Here is a 17,375-nt window from a genome sequence, read left to right as displayed (position 1 = left end):
GTCCCCAGCCAGGCCGCCACCCCGAGCGTCGCCACCGACGCCAGCGGTTCCGCCGTGCCGTCCCCCGCCGCCCTGACCTCGCTCACCACCGGCACCGCCGCCAAGGCGCCCGCGGCCCGCGACACCGCCGGCGACCTGCTCACCGCGCTGCAGACCGCCATCGACAAGCTGCTCAAGGCCGCCACCGCCGACCTCGACGGAGTGCTGTCCGCGGCCAACGGCGTCGTGGACGACCTGCTCGCACTGATCGACGCGGCCCTCGGCGGCCTGCCGACCGCACCGGGCACGGCCCTGCCCAGCCTGCCGCAGGCCCCGGCGCTGCCGACCGGGTGACGCGCTCACGGCGTCGCGCACGGGGATCTCATATGTCTTCCGGGGCCGGGGTTTCCGGCCCCGCGGGCACTCGTTAGGCACGGCGCCAGTACGTCCCCCGGGGTGACGCGAGTCGCCGAAGAGAGGAACACGATGAAGTCCCTGAAGGCCGCCGCCGTCCTTGCCGGTTCCGTGGCTCTCGCCGGCGTCGCCGCGCCCGCGTTCGCCCACACCACCGCCGAGCTGACGCCCACCAGCCTCAACGGCGCCGTGGACACGCTCACCCGGGGCGGCCTCACCGTCAAGGACGTCATGCCGCTGCAGCAGCAGTCGCACGCGCTCGACACCGAGAACCACGACTCCGTCCTGCACACCGTCAAGGGCGCCACCGCCGCCCTGAACCAGCACAACCCACTGCTCGGCGGCCTGCCGCTGCAGAGCTGACCGGGTCGCGCACCACCGGAAGGAGCCGGCACCGCACACCGCGGAGCCGGCTCCGGGCCTGTTCGAGGCCACTTCCCTCGATCGTGTGGAGCGGCCCCGGGCACTGGTCCGGAAGGGTGAGAAGCCACCGGCCCGCGCCGCGCCCCGTCGATAAGGTCGCGCGGTGACCTCAAGCCCAAGCGAAGCCCGCCCCTTCCGCCCCGCCGACCTCGGCACGCTCGTCGTCCTCGCCTGGAGCGGCGAGGCACCCGACGGCACCGACATGCCGTACCTGCTGGCCTACTCCCTCGGCGACACGGAGGGCGGCCCCGAGGCCACCGCCGCCGCGATCAGGCACCTGCTGACCAGCAACAACCTGCCGGTCGGCGGCCAGGTGGTGGACGGCACCTCGAAGCCGAGCCTGCCCATCACCCTGCTCGTCGAGGCCGGCCAGGCCGTCGTCAACATGCCGCAGATGGTCGCCCAGGCCGACGCGCCGCCGGAGTGGCTCGCCGCCGTCGCCGCGCGGGGCTACGCCTACCTCGTCTTCACCACCCTCGCCTGGGCCGAGGGCCGTCCCGGCCAGGTCGTCGACCCCGCCGCGCTGGCCGCCTTCGCCGGCGCCGAGGAGACCCTGAACGCCGCGGCACACATCATCCTGCCGGCCCGCAGCCTGCGCCGCTGATGCCCCGGGCCCTGGCCGGCGGCAGGGGTTTCGGGCTGGTGCTGGTCATCACCGGCGCGGCCGGCCTGCTCGCCTCCTGGGTCATCACCCTCGACGAGTTCAAGCTGCTGAAGAACCCGAACTTCGTGCCCGGGTGCAGTCTGAACCCGGTGGTGTCCTGCGGCAGCGTGATGAAGAGCGCCCAGGCCGGGGTCTTCGGCTTCCCCAACCCGATGCTGGGCCTGGTCGCCTACGGCGTCGTCGTCTGCGTCGGCGTGAGCCTGCTGGCCGACGCCCGGTTCCCCGGCTGGTACTGGCTGCTGTTCGAGGCCGGGTGCCTGTTCGGCGTCGGGTTCGTGTCCTGGCTGCAGTTCCAGTCGCTGTACCGGATCGACGCGCTGTGCCTGTGGTGCTGTCTGGCCTGGGGCGCCACGATCGTGATGTTCTGGTACGCCACCTCGCTCGTCGTGCGCGGCGGATACCTCCCCGCGCCCGCCGGACTGCGGAACTTCTTCGCGGAGTTCACCTGGGTCCTCCCGGTCCTGCACATCGGTGTCGTGGGCATGCTCGTGCTGACCCGTTGGTGGGATTTCTGGACGAGCTGACCATTGCTGCGGCCGGGCGAATTGTGAACTGAAGCCGTTTTCCGGCTCGTTGTGCGGTTCGGACGTCGAACCCCGCGCACCACGAAAAGGACCGTTGCTGACATGAAGCCGACCACCCGAGGAACCCTTGCCGCCGTCGTCACGGGCGTCGCGGCCGCCGTGGGAGCGGCCGCCCCCGCCCTGGCCGCCGGCGCGGTCCCCGTCCCCGTGCCGCTGAACGGCGTCTCCGAGTCCCTCGGCACCGAGGTGCCGAAGGTCGGCCTCGAAGTGCCGCTGGTGAAGCCCGGCGCCCCCGAGGGGCCTCGGTACGTCACCGGCCGGCTGCTGCCCGACCGCGCGCTGCCCCAGGTGCCGGTGACCGGCGCCCTGCCCGGTGCGAACATGCGGGCGCCCCTGCCGCGGGTCCTCGGCGACGACTTCGACCACGTCGGTGTCGACGCCCCCGCCTCCGATCTGCGCACGGCAGGTCCCGGCCTGTCCCTGGACGCCCCGCTGACCGCCCCCGACCCGCACCACTTCGGCCTGCCGGAACCCAAGCTCCCCCAGGCCGGCCTGCTCGCCCCGGTCCTGCGGACGGTGCCGGCCGCGAACCTCGGCCTCGGCCCCGGCCTCTGACACCGGCCCCGGTCTCTGACGCCGATCCGGGCCGTGAACCTGGGCCTCGGCCCCGCCCTCTGACACCGATCCCGGCCGCGAACCCGGGCCCCGGCTTCTGACACCGGCCCCGGCCGGGAACCCGGGCCGGCCGCGAACCGGGGCCCCGGCCCGACCCCTGACACCGGCGCCGCCTGACACCGTCCCCGGCCTCGGGCACGGCGGCCCGGCACGGGTCCCGGTCGCTCCCGCACCCACCGGATGGCCCCTCCGCGGTGACCCCGCGCGCGTTCCGGCGGTTACCCGTGCGGACATCCGATCACGGGACGAGGAGCGGAAGATGGTCGTGGGTGCCGGTGGCGTCGCGGTGGGAGCCGAGCAGCGGGTCGCGGTGGGAGCGGGCAGAGTCTCGCGAAGAGAGGTGGCGCGGGGGCTGCTGGCCTCCGCCGCCGCCCTGGCGCTGGCGCCGGTGGTCGCCGCCTCCCGCCCCCTGCCCATGTCGGACGGGCCCGGGGGCGGCCCCTTCGACGAGACCTACCGGGGCCGCCGCATCCAGGGCGTCGTGGTCCCGGTCGCGGGCCGCCGCGGCCTGGCCGGGGGCGGCGACTGGCAGGTCACCATCGACGGCCGCCCGCTGCACCTGATGCGCCGGGCGGACGGCACCTGGCTGAGCATGGTCGACCACTACAGCTCGTACCGGACGCCGCTGGAGGCGACCCGCGCCGCCGTGGACGAGATGGGCCCGGGCCAGCGCCTGCGCGACCTCGCGCCCGGCCCGACGGGCGGCGAGCACCTGGGGCACGACATGGGGGGACAGCATGGCGTACGTGCGTAAGAACGTCAGCACACTCACCCCCACCGAGCGCCGGCGGTTCGTCAACGCCCTGCTGGAGCTCAAACGGCGCGGTGAGTACGACGGGTTCGTGCGCATGCACATCGACTACTACACCGCCGACGGCGAGGCCGGCCTGCGCACCGCGCACATGGCCCCCTCCTTCCTGCCCTGGCACCGCAGGTTCGTGCTGGAGCTGGAGCGGGCGCTGCGCCGCGTGGACTCCTCGGTGACGGTGCCGTACTGGGACTGGACCCGCGACCGCACGACGACGTCCTCGCCCTGGACGAAGGACCTGCTCGGCGGCAACGGGCGGCGCTCCGACCGGCAGGTGACGACCGGTCCGTTCGCGTACGCGGCGGGCCACTGGACGATCAAGGAGGGCATCACGGACGGCAGGTTCCTCACCCGGGACCTCGGCCGCGCCGCCGCCCCCCTCCAGCTGCCCACCCGGAGCGAGTTGCAGTGGGCCCTCGACGACCCCGTCTACGACGTCCGCCCCTGGGACTCGACGGTCACCCGGGGCTTCCGCAACAAGCTGGAGGGCTGGGGGCGCGGCAGCGGCAGTTCCTCCTGGCACAACCACAACCGGGTGCACCGCTGGGTGGGCGGCGCGATGCTCGGCGGCGCGTCCGTCAACGACCCGGTGTTCTGGCTGCACCACGCCTTCCTGGACCTGCAGTGGGACCGGTGGCAGCGCGCCCACCGGTCGCACCGCTACCTGCCCGCCGACCCGCCCGGCACCGGTGACGCCCAGCACAAGCGGGTCGTCGCCCGGCACCAGAAGCTGCCGCCCTGGGATGTGACGCCGGACGAGCTCGAGGACATGAGCCGGGTCTACCGGTACGCCTGAGCCGTGCCGGGACACGGCTGAGCCCCGGCGCTCGAGGTGCCGGGGCTCAGCCGTTTCAGCGGGACCGGATCAGCTGCCGTAGCCGTCGTCGCCGGGGCCCGGGTTGCCCGGGGTGGTGTGCGTGTTGGCGCAGCCGTTGCCGAAGGCGGGGTTCAGCAGGCCGATGACGTCGACCGTGTCACCGCACACGTTGACGGGCACGTTGACGGGAACCTGGACCAGGTTGCCGGACAGCACACCGGGCGAGTTGGCGGCCGCACCCTGGGCGCCCGCGTCAGCCAGGGCCAGACCGGCGCCGCTGAGGACCACAGCCCCCGTACCGAGAGCGACGGCGGCCGCTTTCGCGAAGCGAGACATCACGTTCTCCTTTTGTTGCTCGGTGGTGTGCGGCGGCAGGCCAGCCACCGCACTTCCCCGTTCAACGGTGTGACGGGGGGCGGGTCACGCTGATCAGGGGGAGATCACCCTGATACCGGCGTTAATGGGAGGCGCCGGGCCGGACGGCCCGCCTAACCTCCCGTCATGACCCCCGACACCGATACGGATACCGCCACCGCCACCGCCACCNCCGCCGCCGGTGCGGCCGAGCGGGCCCGGCAGCTGATCGGGCTGCTGGCGGAGGAGAGCCGGATGCGCGCCCTGGCCGCCGTGGCGCTGGGCGCGAACGGTCCCGAGCGGGTCGCCGAGGTGACCGGGCTGTCCGCGAGGGACACGGCCCTCGCGCTGCTGCGCCTGCGCGAGCAGGGCGTGCTCGTGGGTGGCACACCGGGCGGACTGGCCGTCTCCTACGACGTGTTCCGCGGTCTGGTCGGTCGCGGCCGGCCCGTGCCNGGGCGTGCTCGTGGGTGGCACACCGGGCGGACTGGCCGTCTCCTACGACGTGTTCCGCGGTCTGGTCGGTCGCGGCCGGCCCGTGCCCCGCACCGGCGGCGGGCCGGACTCCGCCGTCCTGGACACCTTCGTCCGCGACGGCCGGCTGCTGCGGCTGCCCGCCCGGTGGACCCGGAAGAAGCTGGTGCTGCGGCACATCGCCGAGCAGACCTTCGAGCCGGGCGCCGAGTACCCGGAACGCGTGGTGAACGAGCGGCTGCGGGCCTGGTGCGAGGACTCCGACGGCGTCGACCATGTGACGCTCCGGCGCTACCTGGTGGACCTCCACCACCTGCACCGGAGCGAGGGCGTCTACCGCCGGCCGGAAACGGGCACGGAAAACGGCACGGAAGCCGGCAAGGCACACGGCACGGAAGCCGGCAAGGCACACGGCACGGACGACGCGGCGGAAGCCGGCTGACCGGCCGGGGCGGGCGCCGGCTTCACCGGGGCGTCAGGGCAGACGTCGTACCGGAGCCCCCGCCAGGTAGGCGGCGATGTCCTCCACCGCCTGCCCGTAGTAGGTCGCGTAGTTGGCCCGTGAGACATAGCCGAGGTGGGGCGTGGCCAGCAGGCGCGGCGCGGTGCGCACCGGGTGACCGGCGGGCAGCGGTTCGACGTCGAACACGTCGACGCCGGCCCCCGCGATCCGGCCCTCGCGCAGCGCGGCCAGCAGGGCGTCCTGGTCGACGATCGCCGCGCGCGAGGTGTTGACCAGGTAGGCGTCCGGCTTCATCAGGGCCAGTTCGGCGGCGCCGACCAGCCCATGGGTGCGCTCCGACAGGGCCAGGTGGACGGAGACGAAGTCGCTGGTGGCCAGCAGGTCCTCCTTGGAGGGGGCGAGATCCACGCCCACCTCCGCGGTCCGCTCCTTGGTCAGGTTCCGGCTCCACGCGCTGACGTGCATGCCGAAGGCGAGTCCGACCCGCGCCACCCGCTCGCCGATCTTCCCGAGCCCGAGCAGCCCGAGCCGGCGGCCGTGCAGGTCGGCGCCGACGGTGGACTGCCAGGGGCCGCCCGAGCGCAGCGCGTCGTTCTCCGTGACGATCCCGCGGGCCAGCCCCAGCAGCAGCGCCCAGGTCAGCTCGACCGGAGGCGTGGAGGAACTCGCCGTACCGCACACCGTGACCCCGCGCGCCTCGGCCGCCGCGTAGTCGATGACGCTGTTGCGCATCCCGGAGGCGACGAGCAGCCGCAGCCGGGGAAGACGCGCGATCAGCGAGCCGGGGAAAGGGACGCGCTCGCGCAGGGTGACGACGATATCGAAGTCGGCGAGCGCCGCGGCGAGGGCGTCCTCGCCGTCGAGGTGCTCGCGCAGCGCGACCACCTCCACCCGGTCCTCGATCACCGACCAGTCGGCCGACCCGGCGGCCGCCCCCTGGAAGTCGTCCAGCACCGCGCAGCGAAGTCGCACGTCGTCTCCCCCTTCCCCGTTTCCCCGTTTCCCCGTTGACCCGCTCCCCACGGTGACTGTACCGGCAGGTCACAGGGGCGGTCTGAGGGCTACCACAGGGAAACGGAATGTGGATGTTTTCTTTCCGAACGGTGTACAACTCTTCGCCTTCCTCTTACGTCGAACCGGTGAACAACGGCGTTTGCCCCCATGTGCGCGCCATCCGGAAAGAGGAAACCTGCCCATGACGATCCGTCGGTTGTGCGGTGCCCTGCGCGTGCGCGGGGTCACCGACCTGCTGCTCGTGCTCCTGCTCGCCGGCGGCTTCGCCGCGCTGCCCGTCTTCGCGCTGCTGCCCTCCCTGTGGGGCTTCGCCGCGGCGTCGGCCGTGACGTACATCGCCGACGAGGTGCTGCACGCCAGGGCCCCGGGTTTCGTACGCAGGCTGGCGACGCTCCAGCTCACCCGCCCGCTGCGGTTCGCGGTCCGTACCGTGATGCTGCTCGCGCTGGCCAGCCGGGCGGACGCGCCGGAGGCGGTGCTCGTCACCGCGCTCGCCGTGTTCAGCGCCCACTTCGCGGCGATGATGCTCTACACGGCCGTGCACCACGCCGTCCGCCGGCGCCGGGTGCTGCCCCTGGGCGTGCGCAACCTGGACATGAGCGAGCTGCCCATACCCAAGCAGCCGCCCGGCTTCCTGTACCGGCGCTTCCTGCGCAAGCTCCTCCACCTGGACCTGCCGGCCCACGCCGGCCTGCTCGCCGCGCTGGCCACCGGGGGCTGGAGCCTGGCGTACGCCGGCTTCGCGGTCACCGTCGCCGTGCCCGTGCTCGGCGTCCTCGCGCTGCTGGTCCAGTACCGCAACGTCCGCCGGATGCCCGCACGGGACGAGGTCTTCGCCGAGGTCAACCGCCGGCTCGCCGACTACCGTCCCCAGGTCGCGCTCTACTTCAGCTTCGCCGCGGTCTCCCGTGACTTCATGTACCAGGTGAACATGTGGATCGAGACGCTGGAACAGCTCGACATGCGGCCGGTGATCATCCTGCGGGAGCGGGCCTCCTTCCGCCACCTCAGCCGCACCTGGCTCCCGGTCGTCTGCGTACCCAAGGCCGACGACCTGGCGGAGCTGGAGCTGTCCGGCGTCCGGGTCGTCCTCTACCCGGGCAACGCCGGCAAGAACGTGCACATGCTGCGCGTCGCCGAGGCCAAGCACGTCTTCATCGGCCACGGCGACAGCGACAAGCTCGCCAGCAGCAACCGGGTCAGCAAGGTGTACGACGAGATCTGGGTGGCCGGCCGCGCGGGCCGCGACCGGTACCAGCGCGTCCGGCACGCCATCAGCGACAGCGCCATCGTCGAGGTGGGCCGCCCGCAGCTCGCCCCGATCCGCCTGCACGCCGAGCACACCCCGGGGCCGCTCCCGGTCGTCCTGTACGCGCCCACCTGGGAGGGCTGGAGCGACGACGACTGCCACACGTCGCTGATCCCGATGGGCGTGCCCCTGATCGAGAAGCTGCTCCAGGAGAACGTCCGGGTCGTCTACAAGCCGCACCCGCTCACCGGCAAGCGCTCGGCCGAGGCCGCCGAGGCCGACAAGGCGATCCGCGAGCTGCTGCGGGCGGACAACGAGCAGCGCGGCGCCGCCGAGGCCGAGGCCGCCGTCGCCGCCGCCAGGCCCCGCCTGAAGGAGATCCAGGAGCGCCTCGACGAGCTGGCCGGCCGCCTGCGCGGCGACGACGCCGAGCAGCTGCGCGAGGCCCGGCTGCCCGACCGCGCGGCGGCGGCCGAGTGGCAGGAACTGCGCGCCGAGTGGCACCGCATCTTCTGGGAGACCCGCGGCCCGGTCCGGCACAACGTGATCCTCAAGAGCCTGCCCACCCTCTACGACTGCTTCAACCAGGCCGACATCCTCATCAGCGACGTCTCCTCGGTCGTCGCCGACTTCGTGGCGAGCCTGAAGCCCTACCTCCTCACCAACGCCCACGACCTGTCCGACGAGGAGTTCCGGGCCGCCTACACCACCGCGGGCGGCGCCTATCTGCTCGACCGCGACTGCATCCGCCTGCCGGAGATCCTCGACTCGGTCCGCGCCCCGCACACCGACCCGATGGCGCTGGCCCGCCGCACCCTCAAGGAGTACGTCCTCGGCCCGGACCACCCCACGTCCATGGAGCGCTTCAACGCTGCGGCCAACGCCCTGGCCGCGAAGAGCGAGGCGGAGCGCCTGGAGGCGGAGACGGAACTGGCCGCCTGACGCACCACCGGCGCCCTGGCGTTCGTACTCGGGTGGGACTGAGTACGAACGCTCTGGGCGGTAACCGCCGGGGCCGGAACGCTGGGGGCATGCGAACAGGACTGCACAGACCCATTGCCCAGCTGGTGTCGATCCTCGCGCTGGCCGCGCTCGCCCCGGCACTGTGGGCCGCCTGGCTGGGCTGGGACCAGCACCGTGACGTGCACCCCGACGGCTCGACGACCGGCCCGTACCAGGCGTGGCAGGTGATCGGGCTGGTACTGACGCTGCTCGCGGCGGTCTGCTGGGCGGCCTACCGGGACTACGTCGCGGGCGCCGTGCTCGGCACCACGGCCGGCCTGACCGCGGCCGCCTACGTCGACTGGTCGGACGACGCGAGCGGCCTCTTCGTCATCGGCGTGGGGCTGGTCATGGTGGGGACCTTCGTCGGCACCGCCGTCGTCTCCGCCGTGACCACCGCCGTACGGCCGGCCGAGCTGGGGTGACCCCGGCCCGCAGGCGCCCGGCCCGCAGGCGCCTGATCCGCAGGCTCCCGGGCGCCCGCACGTGCCCGGCCCGCACGCGCCCGATCCGCGCTCATCGGCGGCCCGGGCACGGCGGTCACCTCCCGGCCGTCACCTGCACGAGGGACAGGTCCGGCTTCACGACCGCCTCGCCGCCACCGGCGGACAGCGGCTGGGCGGCCGGGCTCTGCGGGGCCACCCCCTTGTAGTACGGGCGTAGACGTATGTAGTACGGGGTGCAGACGTAGTGGTCGCCCACGCTGGCGGAGGAGGTGTCCTCTCATCGCCGGGGTGTCCATCTCACCCCCGGGGGGTGAGGCACCGCCCGGGGGTGCTGCCGGATGGTTGGCCTCGTGGCCGAGACAGTCGAGCGCGAGCAGGCGGCGGGACGGCGCAAGGTGCTGGCCGCGCTGGCCCTGGCCCAGTTCATCTGCAGTTTCGCCGGCTCCAACATGAACGTGATGATCAACGACATCAGCGCGGACCTGGACACCACCGTCCAGGGCGTGCAGGTGGCGATCACGGTCTTTCTGCTGGTGATGGCCGCGCTGATGATCCCCGGCGGCAAGCTGACCGACCGCTACGGACGCAAACGGTGCTTCCTCACCGGCCTCGTCGTCTACGCGATCGGCGCCCTGCTGAGCGCGGCCTCCCCGGGACTCGGGGTGCTGATCCTCGGCAACTCGATCCTGGAGGGCGTCGGCACCGCCCTGCTCATCCCACCCGTCTACATCCTCGCGACGCTCCTCTACCCGGACGTCACCTCCCGTGCCCGCGCCTTCGGCGTCATCATGGCGCTGGGCGGCATCGGCGCCGCCGCCGGACCGCTGATCGGCGGCCTGATCACCACGGCCATCAGCTGGCGCGCCGCCTTCGTGTTCCAGGCCCTGATCATCGCGGTGATCGTGGTGCTCAGCCGCCACATGCGCGACCCGCTGCCACCCGATCCGACCCGTACCTTCGACACCCTGGGCGCGGTCCTGTCGTCCGCCGGTCTGATCCTCGTGGTCATGGGCATCCTGGCCGCGGACAACGACATCTGGCTCATGATCGCCCTGCTGGTCCTCGGGGCGGGAGTGCTGTGGTGGTTCTTCCGCTACGTACGGGCCAGGGAGGCGTCGGGCAGGGAACCGCTGCTGTCGCTCAGCCTGTTCCGCAACCGCACGTCGAACCTGGGACTGGTCACCCAGAACGTCCAGTGGCTGATGCTGATGGGCGTGTCGTTCACGGTGGCGGCCTACCTCCAGGTCGTGCGCCACTACGACGCCATCCAGACCGGGGTCATCTTCACCGCGGCGACGCTGGGACTGCTGCTGACGTCCCTGTCCGCCGAGCGACTGGCCGAACGACGCTCCCAGCGCACGCTCGTGATGACCGGCTTCGTCGTCTGCATCCTCGGCGTCGTCGTCCTGGTCGCCCTGGCGGGCGCCTTCACGACCGCCTGGGCCTTCGTCCCCGGCCTCCTGCTGATCGGCCTGGGCCTCGGCGTCATGCTGACCCCGTCGGTCAACGTCGTGCAGTCGAGCTTCCCGGAGGAGCGCCAGGGCGAGATCTCCGGCCTGTCCCGCAGCGTGTCGAACCTCGGTTCGTCCTTCGGCACCGCCATCGCCGGCACCATCCTGGTCTCCGGCCTGACCAAGGGCGCCTACGCGGCGGCCATGCTCTCCCTGGCCGTCCTGGGCCTCGCCGGCCTGGCAGCGGCCACCCGCCTGCCCCGCAGCACCGACCCGGCGCACACACCGCGGAGCGCGGCTCCGCAGCGGCCGGGGGCTTGATCCGGGGCCGGAGCCCGGCCGGGCGCGGTCCGGCCGGTTCCATGCGGTGGATCAGGGCGAGTCGGATCGGGTGAGCCGGACCGGATGAGCCGGACCGGGTGAGCCGAACGGTCAGTCCTCCAGGCGGACCGGCATCAGGATCGAGAAGGTGCCCTCGTCGTCGGGCCGGCGGATCGCGATCGGCACGGTGGGGGCGGAGAGTTCGAGAACCAGTCGGTCCCGGCCCCCGGCGACCAGCGCGTCCAGCAGGAACCCACGGTTGACGGCGACACGGTCCGGGTCCGCGTCACCGTCCGCGCAGAGGGCCACCGTGCCGCCGTCGTCCACCTTGAGCACGCTGAGGTCGGGCGCTCCGGCCTCTCCGGAACGGACGGGACCGGTCTCCAGGGCCTTGCGGAAGGCGGCCACCTCGACGACGGCGCGACGCCCAGCGGTCCGGGGGAGGAGACGCCGGTAGTCGGGGAAGTCGTGGTCGAGGCACCGACCGGCTGCCTGCCGGTCTCCCACGTCCAGCGTCACGCGGTCACCGTCGACGGACAGCCGCACGGGTCCCTCGCCGTCCAGCAGCGCCCGCATCGCGTCGACGAGCGGGCTGGCCACGACGACCTGCACACGGGTCTCGTCGTGCCCGGCGACACCGGCCTGCGCGACGGCCATCCGGTACCGGTCGGTGGCCACGACGTGGAGTCTGTCGCCCTCGATGTCGAACAGGACCCCGCCGAGCGTCGGCAGTCCGGGGTCGGTGCTCGCCGCGAAACGGACGGCGTCCAGCGCGGCCGCCAGCTCGGGCGCGGCGCTGGACAAGCGGACGGCGGCGGCACGGAGCGACGTCATGGCATTCTCCCGGTGATCGAGTAGGGCTCGGAGCGCGGAGAACTCGCCGCGGGCAGCGGACAGTCCCTGTTCGAGACGGCCGAGGTGCGCCTTGAGCAGTTCCCGGACCAGATCGGTGTCCGCGCCGGACCAGCTGGCCAGCACCAGCCTGATGTCCGGCAGCGGCATCCCGGCCCGGCGCAGGCGGGCCAGCAGCCGGGCCTCTTCGAGCTGCCCGGGCTCGTACCAGCGGTACCCGCTCACCGGATCAACCCAGGCCGGAACCAGCACACCGGCACGGTCGTAGAACCGCAGGGCACTCACACCCAGACCGCTGTCACGGGCCATCTCGCCGATGCTGCGCATGTCGTTCTCCACACCCAGCACTCTGGGCCCTGCACAAGGTCGAGGGTCAACCCGCCGCGGGGGCGGGCGTTATCGCGACAGCGGAAGGTGCCTCCCGTGGTGAGACCGCGCCTGACGAGTAAGCCGAAGGCCCTGGTATGAACGGTCGTTCCACGAAGCTCGGCCATGGGCGGCGATAACCAGGCCAGGGTTGAGCCGAGTTGTGTCGAGCGCGCATTGACTACGCGATCACCGCGGTGCCAAGTCATATGGTCCGATGACCTGTGCCCATACTGAAAGAGGCGCGATATCGGCACCCGGCACCGAGCGGTCTCCACGCTCGTGGAAGCAGTAGGGGCATGGGGGCATGACAGGGCCGCGCAGGCTGAGGTGTACTCGCCGTCGAGGCGTTCCGCCCACGCTGGACAGACGAAGGCAAGGGACTCCCCGCGGGAAAACCGGATGCGGCGGCCGGGCGGGCTGGCTACCGTCCGGGCGTGGCCCACACCTACCCCCCGCTGAACGTCGAAGTCCGCACGCCGCGCCTGACGCTGGCCGGCGCGTCCGACGAACTGCTGGAACGTCTCGTGCCGCTCGTACGCGCCGGGGTCGCCGACGCCGAGCCGTGGCCGTTCGACGACCCGATCTCGTTCTACGCCGACAGCCCCGAACGCGAATGGCAGTGGCTGCGCGGCATCTGGGCCGGCCGCGCCCGCGTGAGCCCGGATTCGTGGCGGCTGTACTTCGCTGTGCTCGTCGGCAGCGAACCGGTCGGCATGCAGGACCTCATCGGCAGGAACTTCACGCGGTTCGGCACGGTGTCCAGCTTCTCCTGGCTCGCCCCCGGCAGCCGCGGACAGGGGCTCGGCAAGGAAATGCGGGCGGCGATCCTGCAACTGGCCTTCGCCGGACTGGGCGCACGCGAAGCTGGCAGCGACGCGTTCACCGACAACAAGGCGTCCAACCGCATTTCGCAAGGCCTGGGCTACGAGCCGAACGGCACGGACTGGGACACCCGCCGCGGCGAGCCCGCGAGAATCCAGCAGTGGCGGCTGACCCGGGACGCGTGGGAACGGGTCCGCCGGGACGACATCGAACTGACCGGCGTCGAGGACTGCCTGCCCGTCCTGGGCATCGGCTAGCGGCGAGCGATCACCGCGCCCGGCCGGCCCCACCGCGCGATCACCACGAGCCGACCACGGCCTACCGTCGAACGCGCCGGGTATCCGCCAGAGCATGCTTGCCATGCTCTACAGCTCGCACAACGCCGCAACCACCGTGTCGGCCTTCGTGATCGCGCTGGGCATCGTGCTGGGGGTCGGTTGGTACGCCCGGCGCCGCAGGTAGGTCCCGGGAGTGTTGGTGTCCTGAAGCGGCGGCCGGAAGCCGCGGGTGACCTCCCGGAGCAGGTACCGGGCGCTGGCTGACATCCCTCCGGTCGAGAACGCCGACACGGATGCGGCACGGCCACCGGCGAAAACCCGGTGCCGGCCGGAAAGCCCCGGAGTCCGCCCTTGATCGTCGAGAGGGCGTCCGGGGCTGTGTGTCGGCTGGCACGTGCCCTGACCAGCAAAAAGCCCTCCCGTTCGGGAGTGCGAGGGGTGGCGCCTCCGGCAGGACTCGAACCTGCGGCCAAGCGCTTAGAAGGCGCTTGGTGGATTTTGGGTCAGCCCCTTGCTGACCTGCTTCTCTTTGCGTGCCGCGCGCGTCATCGACTGGCCTTCGACACGCATTCGACACGGCTCGGCCTACTCGTACACGGTCGCCGCTTGCAGAGCTCGGGCGAAGAACGCCCAGTCACCGCCGGGCGGCAACTCCCGGCCGGTGTTGCCGTACCATCCGTCCGCATCGTCGATCCAGGCGGCCAAGGCCTCCAAGAAGCTCGGAAGGTCCGCGTTCTCCCACGAGCTCCCTCCCTCGGCATGGCTGCGGTACAAGGAACGAACGAAGGCTGCCAGGTCTTCTCCGCTGCCGACATGATCAGGAGAAGTGGTCATGTCTGGGGACCTTACGTGGCACACCAGTACGCAGTCGCCCTGTGACCGGAGCTAGCGGTTGATCGGAATCTCGTAGACGATCTCGCAGTAAGCAGCGGGCACCACGATGTCCGCCGTCTCCACGGGCCGCCCTTGGTCGCTGTAGTACGTCCGCCGGATGTGCGTAACGAGCGCAGCCTTCTGGACGCCAAGGAGTGAAGACTCCTCGGCGGTCGCCTGCCTCGGCTCCGGCGGCTCCACGGCGTGGCTGACCGTGACGCCGATCGCGGCCATGCGGTTCACGACACCTGTTCCGGCGTGCGGCCCTCCTTCGGGGAGGACGACGAGGGTGCCGGCGGTGAGGTCGTACGGCTCCCAGCTCGTGGACAGCTGCACGGGCCTGCCGTCGGCCAGAAACTCGTACGTCGTCCGGACACACAGGTCACCCTCGGCGATGCCGAGCCGCGCCGCGATGTCCGCCGGAGCAGGCACCTTGGCCTCGGTCCGGCTCTCCCAGTCCCCTTGCCTGCCCAAGGCCTTCATGTCCGCCCGGAACGGCGACCCGTCGGGCCGCTCTCGCGCGGACGAACGAACCACCCGCACCCGCTGCCGGGGCTCGGCGCAGACGCAACGATGACGGCACCGAACGAACTGCGACTCCTCCCGTGGTCGGGGCCGGAGGGCAAGTCCTGCTACCTGAACAGCGACGACAACGCCGGCTACATGGCCCGCTTGGCAGACAACATCAAGGCGGCGCAGCTGGGAATGGCAGCTGAGCTGCTGGAGCATGCCTCGGCTGTTGTCGACGACCAGGCTGCGGGACCGCAGGACCTGCGACGGTTGGCGAAGGAACTGACCCGGGCATTGCGGGACGTGTCCCGCGTTGCAACCAGCCGCGGTCACCTCTTGGCGGTGAGCGACCCCCACCGCCCCTGACGGGCCGTCCCCCTACGCGTTAGTCCTGACCGTCAGGCCCGATGCTGACTCCGTGGCATCGGGCCTGATCTGGTTCCCCGGCAGCGGCGCTGAACCCACAACCTCTTCGTCCCGAACTATCGGCTGGAGGGCCAAAGCGGGTCAGGATGCTGGTCCTGCGGTCCTCGATGACCGTTGCCAGCCATTCGCGGTCGCTGTGGTTGCTGTACTTCGCTGCTGTACCGCAACTACCTGCCGACGTCCCGTTGTTAGTCCCTCCTGTTAGCTTGCCTGGCGGAGAGAGACCGGTCAGAGAACCTTCGAGGTCCGCGGTCAAGGGGGGTGGGCGCAAAGGTCCCCGGGAGCCACCTCGGGACTATGTTGCAGGCCACAGACCCCACCCCCCTCACCACCGTGCCAACACGCTTTCCAAGTCTGTTGGCGGCCCGCCAGGGGCCGTGTCGGGGCATTCACCTGCGTTCATGACCGTCCGGGCGCTCATCACGAGCCGAGGGCCGGACCCGTCTGAACGGTGGTGTCCGTCGCTGAATGAGACGGAAACTGAGACGGACGGGCGCGGGCTGACCCCGTTCGGATCAGCCGCAGGGGCATCCGGCCGCGGCCGGGGTCTCGTCGGCGGACTTGCCAGTGCGGCTGGCCTGTAGCGCTGCGGTACCTCGGCTTCAGGTGCCATCGGCGTGCTGCGGCCACGTGGCTCGCATACCTTCACGTCATGGACTTCAACATCACCGCGGGGGAGGAAGCCGTCGTGTTCCACGTGGCGAGCCGTGTACGGGATGGCTTCTCCCTCACGGATGACGACTTGGCGGAGGAACTGGGCCAAGAGGTCCGCCCACTGTTGCAATCGCTCTTGGGCAAGGGTTGGCTGGTTGTTAACGAAGATCGTGAGCTGTCCTTGTCCACGATCGCGCGGCACGTCGTGTCCAGCCGGAGGGATGCCGAGGGGCCGCAGGCATAGCAAGACCGACCCTTCTCTGCTCGGTGCCCGATAGGGGCACGGCGCCGGGCTCCACAGATCCGTCACCCAAGCAGCCTTCCAGCGCACGGATCCTCCGGCCTCCCTGGCGTTCCTCGCACGAACCGGCATGCGTCTGGCACGACCTCTTCGTCCCGAGCTCCCGAGAGTAGGCAGATGGACACGGCGCCCCTGGTCCGCCATGCTGCCACCGCGATGATGGGCCACCAGTGGCTGCATCGAGTGAGGGGCGGGGTTCGATGGAGCAATCGCAGGTCGCAGCTATACCGCCGGCGCACATCCGGTACCGATTGACGCCCCTCCAATGCTTGCTGTCCATGCTGCCCGGCATCATCATCGTGGCCTCCCAGGTCCTGTTCCGGTTGGACGGGGGGCCGTCTGGGCTCTATCTGGTCTCAGAACTGCTCGTGTGGTGTGTTCTGCCGATCGCCTCCCGGCTCTTCGGGGTCACTCTCACGCCATCCGCAGCCGTCGTGCACAACCTCCGCCGCCGGACCATCCCGTGGTCGAGCGTCCAAGCCATCCAGATCGAGTCTCTCTTCGGGAGCCGGACCGTCGTGATCTACGAAGCGGGCGGCCGCCGTACTCGCCTGCGGGCACCGATCACCGCGCCGCTCAACTGGGATCGCAGCTTCGAGGAAAAGTTCCACACCATCGGTAGGTGGTGGCTGGATCACCGGGGTCCGGACTGGGTTCCTGTCCCGCCGCCGGGGGCGTGGTGGGGTGGCCCAGCGGTGTCCAACGGAAATCCCTACGCCCCTCCCGCGTAGTCAGGGACTGATCCGCACCCTCCGGGCGGCACAGACTTGAAGATCTGGTCTCATCGCTCGATCGAGCACGGTTGGGGCACGGCCACCTTCTGATCCGTAGCTCTGCAGAGATCGGTCGGGGAGGGGCATACCGGTTACTTGGGAGCGTCTGAAGGGGGCTGAAAGTCGGCGGCGGTTGCTGGGGTTGCTGTATCCAGTTGCTGTACAGCTGCCGCAGCATCACGGGCGCGGGCGAGGTTGTTGCGGGCGGAGAGGGTGTCGGGGTGGTCGTCGCCCAGGATGCGCTCATAGTCGGCCAGGACCCGTTCGCTGAGCTCGAGGGCGTCCTGCATGCGCCCGGCATCGCCGTAGGAGATGGCGAGGTTGTTGCGGGCGGTGATGGTGCCGGGGTGGTCGTCGCCCAGAATGCGCTCCCGGTCAGCCAGCACCCGTTCGCTGAGCTCGAGGGCGTCCTGCATGCGCCCGGCATCGCCGTAGGAGA

General features: G+C 71.4%; 21 protein-coding genes and 1 pseudogene. 15 read left to right on the top strand and 7 right to left on the bottom strand.

Features of this window, described 5'->3' with window-relative positions; translation table 11 throughout:
* The 7 genes from V7E45_RS33695 to V7E45_RS33665 form a co-directional block, all read left to right on the top strand.
* Positions 1-333 (top strand): hypothetical protein (locus V7E45_RS33695; RefSeq protein ID WP_443056322.1); only part of this gene is annotated, 333 nt, incomplete at its 5' end.
* 132 nt (positions 334-465) lie between these two features.
* Positions 466-756, top strand: coding sequence for a hypothetical protein (locus tag V7E45_RS33690; protein ID WP_333778046.1), 291 nt, complete (start codon positions 466-468; stop codon positions 754-756).
* A gap of 163 nt (positions 757-919) precedes the next feature.
* A complete protein-coding gene (locus tag V7E45_RS33685; RefSeq protein WP_333778045.1) occupies positions 920-1,420 on the top strand; it encodes a DUF5949 family protein in 501 nt (166 codons plus the stop codon).
* Positions 1,420-2,004 carry a vitamin K epoxide reductase family protein gene (locus V7E45_RS33680; protein ID WP_333778044.1) on the top strand — a complete coding sequence of 195 codons (585 nt, stop codon included), beginning with the start codon at positions 1,420-1,422 and terminating at the stop codon, positions 2,002-2,004. Before V7E45_RS33685 ends, V7E45_RS33680 begins: the two co-directional genes overlap by 1 nt.
* A 102-nt stretch (positions 2,005-2,106) precedes the next feature.
* Entirely contained in the window at positions 2,107-2,619 is a 513-nt protein-coding gene (locus V7E45_RS33675) for a hypothetical protein (RefSeq protein ID WP_333778043.1), read from the top strand.
* A gap of 319 nt (positions 2,620-2,938) precedes the next feature.
* Positions 2,939-3,433 carry a tyrosinase cofactor gene (locus V7E45_RS33670; RefSeq protein WP_333778042.1) on the top strand — a complete coding sequence of 165 codons (495 nt, stop codon included), beginning with the start codon at positions 2,939-2,941 and terminating at the stop codon, positions 3,431-3,433.
* Positions 3,417-4,283, top strand: coding sequence for a tyrosinase family protein (locus tag V7E45_RS33665; protein WP_333778041.1), 867 nt, complete (start codon positions 3,417-3,419; stop codon positions 4,281-4,283). Before V7E45_RS33670 ends, V7E45_RS33665 begins: the two co-directional genes overlap by 17 nt.
* A 69-nt stretch (positions 4,284-4,352) precedes the next feature.
* Here V7E45_RS33665 and V7E45_RS33660 read toward each other — a convergent pair whose 3' ends face one another.
* Positions 4,353-4,640, bottom strand: coding sequence for a chaplin (locus V7E45_RS33660; RefSeq protein WP_333778040.1), 288 nt, complete (start codon positions 4,638-4,640; stop codon positions 4,353-4,355).
* 484 nt (positions 4,641-5,124) lie between these two features.
* On the opposite strand from V7E45_RS33660, the gene V7E45_RS40770 reads away from it, so the two are divergent.
* Complete coding sequence (locus tag V7E45_RS40770) at positions 5,125-5,574, top strand: DUF2087 domain-containing protein (protein WP_443056321.1); 450 nt, start codon at positions 5,125-5,127, stop codon at positions 5,572-5,574.
* A 33-nt stretch (positions 5,575-5,607) separates the two neighbouring features.
* Here V7E45_RS40770 and V7E45_RS33650 read toward each other — a convergent pair whose 3' ends face one another.
* Entirely contained in the window at positions 5,608-6,567 is a 960-nt protein-coding gene (locus tag V7E45_RS33650) for a D-2-hydroxyacid dehydrogenase family protein (protein ID WP_333778039.1), read from the bottom strand.
* Between the two features lie 223 nt (positions 6,568-6,790).
* On the opposite strand from V7E45_RS33650, the gene V7E45_RS33645 reads away from it, so the two are divergent.
* Both V7E45_RS33645 and V7E45_RS33640 read left to right on the top strand, forming a co-directional pair.
* The gene (locus V7E45_RS33645; protein ID WP_333778038.1) at positions 6,791-8,800 is read left to right on the top strand and encodes a hypothetical protein; all 2,010 of its coding nucleotides are present in this window, start codon (positions 6,791-6,793) and stop codon (positions 8,798-8,800) included.
* Between the two features lie 89 nt (positions 8,801-8,889).
* The gene (locus V7E45_RS33640; RefSeq protein ID WP_333778037.1) at positions 8,890-9,285 is read left to right on the top strand and encodes a hypothetical protein; all 396 of its coding nucleotides are present in this window, start codon (positions 8,890-8,892) and stop codon (positions 9,283-9,285) included.
* A gap of 115 nt (positions 9,286-9,400) precedes the next feature.
* Here V7E45_RS33640 and V7E45_RS33635 read toward each other — a convergent pair whose 3' ends face one another.
* Positions 9,401-9,562, bottom strand: coding sequence for a hypothetical protein (locus V7E45_RS33635; RefSeq protein ID WP_333778036.1), 162 nt, complete (start codon positions 9,560-9,562; stop codon positions 9,401-9,403).
* Between the two features lie 94 nt (positions 9,563-9,656).
* Here V7E45_RS33635 and V7E45_RS33630 point away from each other — a divergent pair, with 94 nt between their 5' ends.
* The gene (locus tag V7E45_RS33630) at positions 9,657-11,078 is read left to right on the top strand and encodes an MFS transporter (RefSeq protein ID WP_333778035.1); all 1,422 of its coding nucleotides are present in this window, start codon (positions 9,657-9,659) and stop codon (positions 11,076-11,078) included.
* Positions 11,079-11,189: 111 nt separating this feature from the next.
* On the opposite strand, the gene V7E45_RS33625 is transcribed toward V7E45_RS33630, so the two are convergent.
* Positions 11,190-12,257, bottom strand: coding sequence for a DNA polymerase III subunit beta family protein (locus V7E45_RS33625; RefSeq protein WP_333778034.1), 1,068 nt, complete (start codon positions 12,255-12,257; stop codon positions 11,190-11,192).
* Between the two features lie 476 nt (positions 12,258-12,733).
* Here V7E45_RS33625 and V7E45_RS33620 point away from each other — a divergent pair, with 476 nt between their 5' ends.
* Positions 12,734-13,378, top strand: a complete 645-nt coding sequence (locus V7E45_RS33620; RefSeq protein WP_333778033.1) for a GNAT family N-acetyltransferase — start codon at positions 12,734-12,736, stop codon at positions 13,376-13,378.
* A 606-nt stretch (positions 13,379-13,984) separates the two neighbouring features.
* Here the strand turns inward: V7E45_RS33620 and V7E45_RS33615 are convergent.
* Both V7E45_RS33615 and V7E45_RS33610 read right to left on the bottom strand, forming a co-directional pair.
* On the bottom strand, positions 13,985-14,233 hold the full coding sequence (locus V7E45_RS33615; protein WP_333778032.1) for a DUF7660 family protein: 249 nt from the start codon (positions 14,231-14,233) through the stop codon (positions 13,985-13,987).
* A gap of 51 nt (positions 14,234-14,284) precedes the next feature.
* A pseudogene (locus tag V7E45_RS33610) lies at positions 14,285-14,833 on the bottom strand (UTRA domain-containing protein); the annotation flags it as partial.
* Between the two features lie 12 nt (positions 14,834-14,845).
* Here V7E45_RS33610 and V7E45_RS33605 point away from each other — a divergent pair.
* The 3 genes from V7E45_RS33605 to V7E45_RS33595 all read left to right on the top strand — a co-directional run bounded on the left by V7E45_RS33605 (position 14,846) and on the right by V7E45_RS33595 (position 16,894).
* The gene (locus tag V7E45_RS33605; protein WP_333778031.1) at positions 14,846-15,148 is read left to right on the top strand and encodes a hypothetical protein; all 303 of its coding nucleotides are present in this window, start codon (positions 14,846-14,848) and stop codon (positions 15,146-15,148) included.
* Between the two features lie 712 nt (positions 15,149-15,860).
* A complete protein-coding gene (locus V7E45_RS33600; RefSeq protein ID WP_333778030.1) occupies positions 15,861-16,106 on the top strand; it encodes a hypothetical protein in 246 nt (81 codons plus the stop codon).
* A 335-nt stretch (positions 16,107-16,441) separates the two neighbouring features.
* Positions 16,442-16,894: a hypothetical protein gene (locus V7E45_RS33595; protein ID WP_333778029.1), complete on the top strand. Its 453-nt coding sequence runs from the start codon at positions 16,442-16,444 to the stop codon at positions 16,892-16,894.
* 134 nt (positions 16,895-17,028) lie between these two features.
* Here V7E45_RS33595 and V7E45_RS33590 read toward each other — a convergent pair.
* On the bottom strand, positions 17,029-17,375 hold a 347-nt coding region (locus V7E45_RS33590), incomplete at its 5' end, for a tetratricopeptide repeat protein (RefSeq protein ID WP_333778028.1).

The sequence above is a fragment of the Streptomyces sp. IBSBF 3136 genome, assembly GCF_036815105.1.
Taxonomy (GTDB): domain Bacteria; phylum Actinomycetota; class Actinomycetes; order Streptomycetales; family Streptomycetaceae; genus Streptomyces.
The sequence above is the reverse complement of the archived record's forward strand: the minus strand, read 5'-3'. Positions and strand labels throughout refer to the sequence as shown.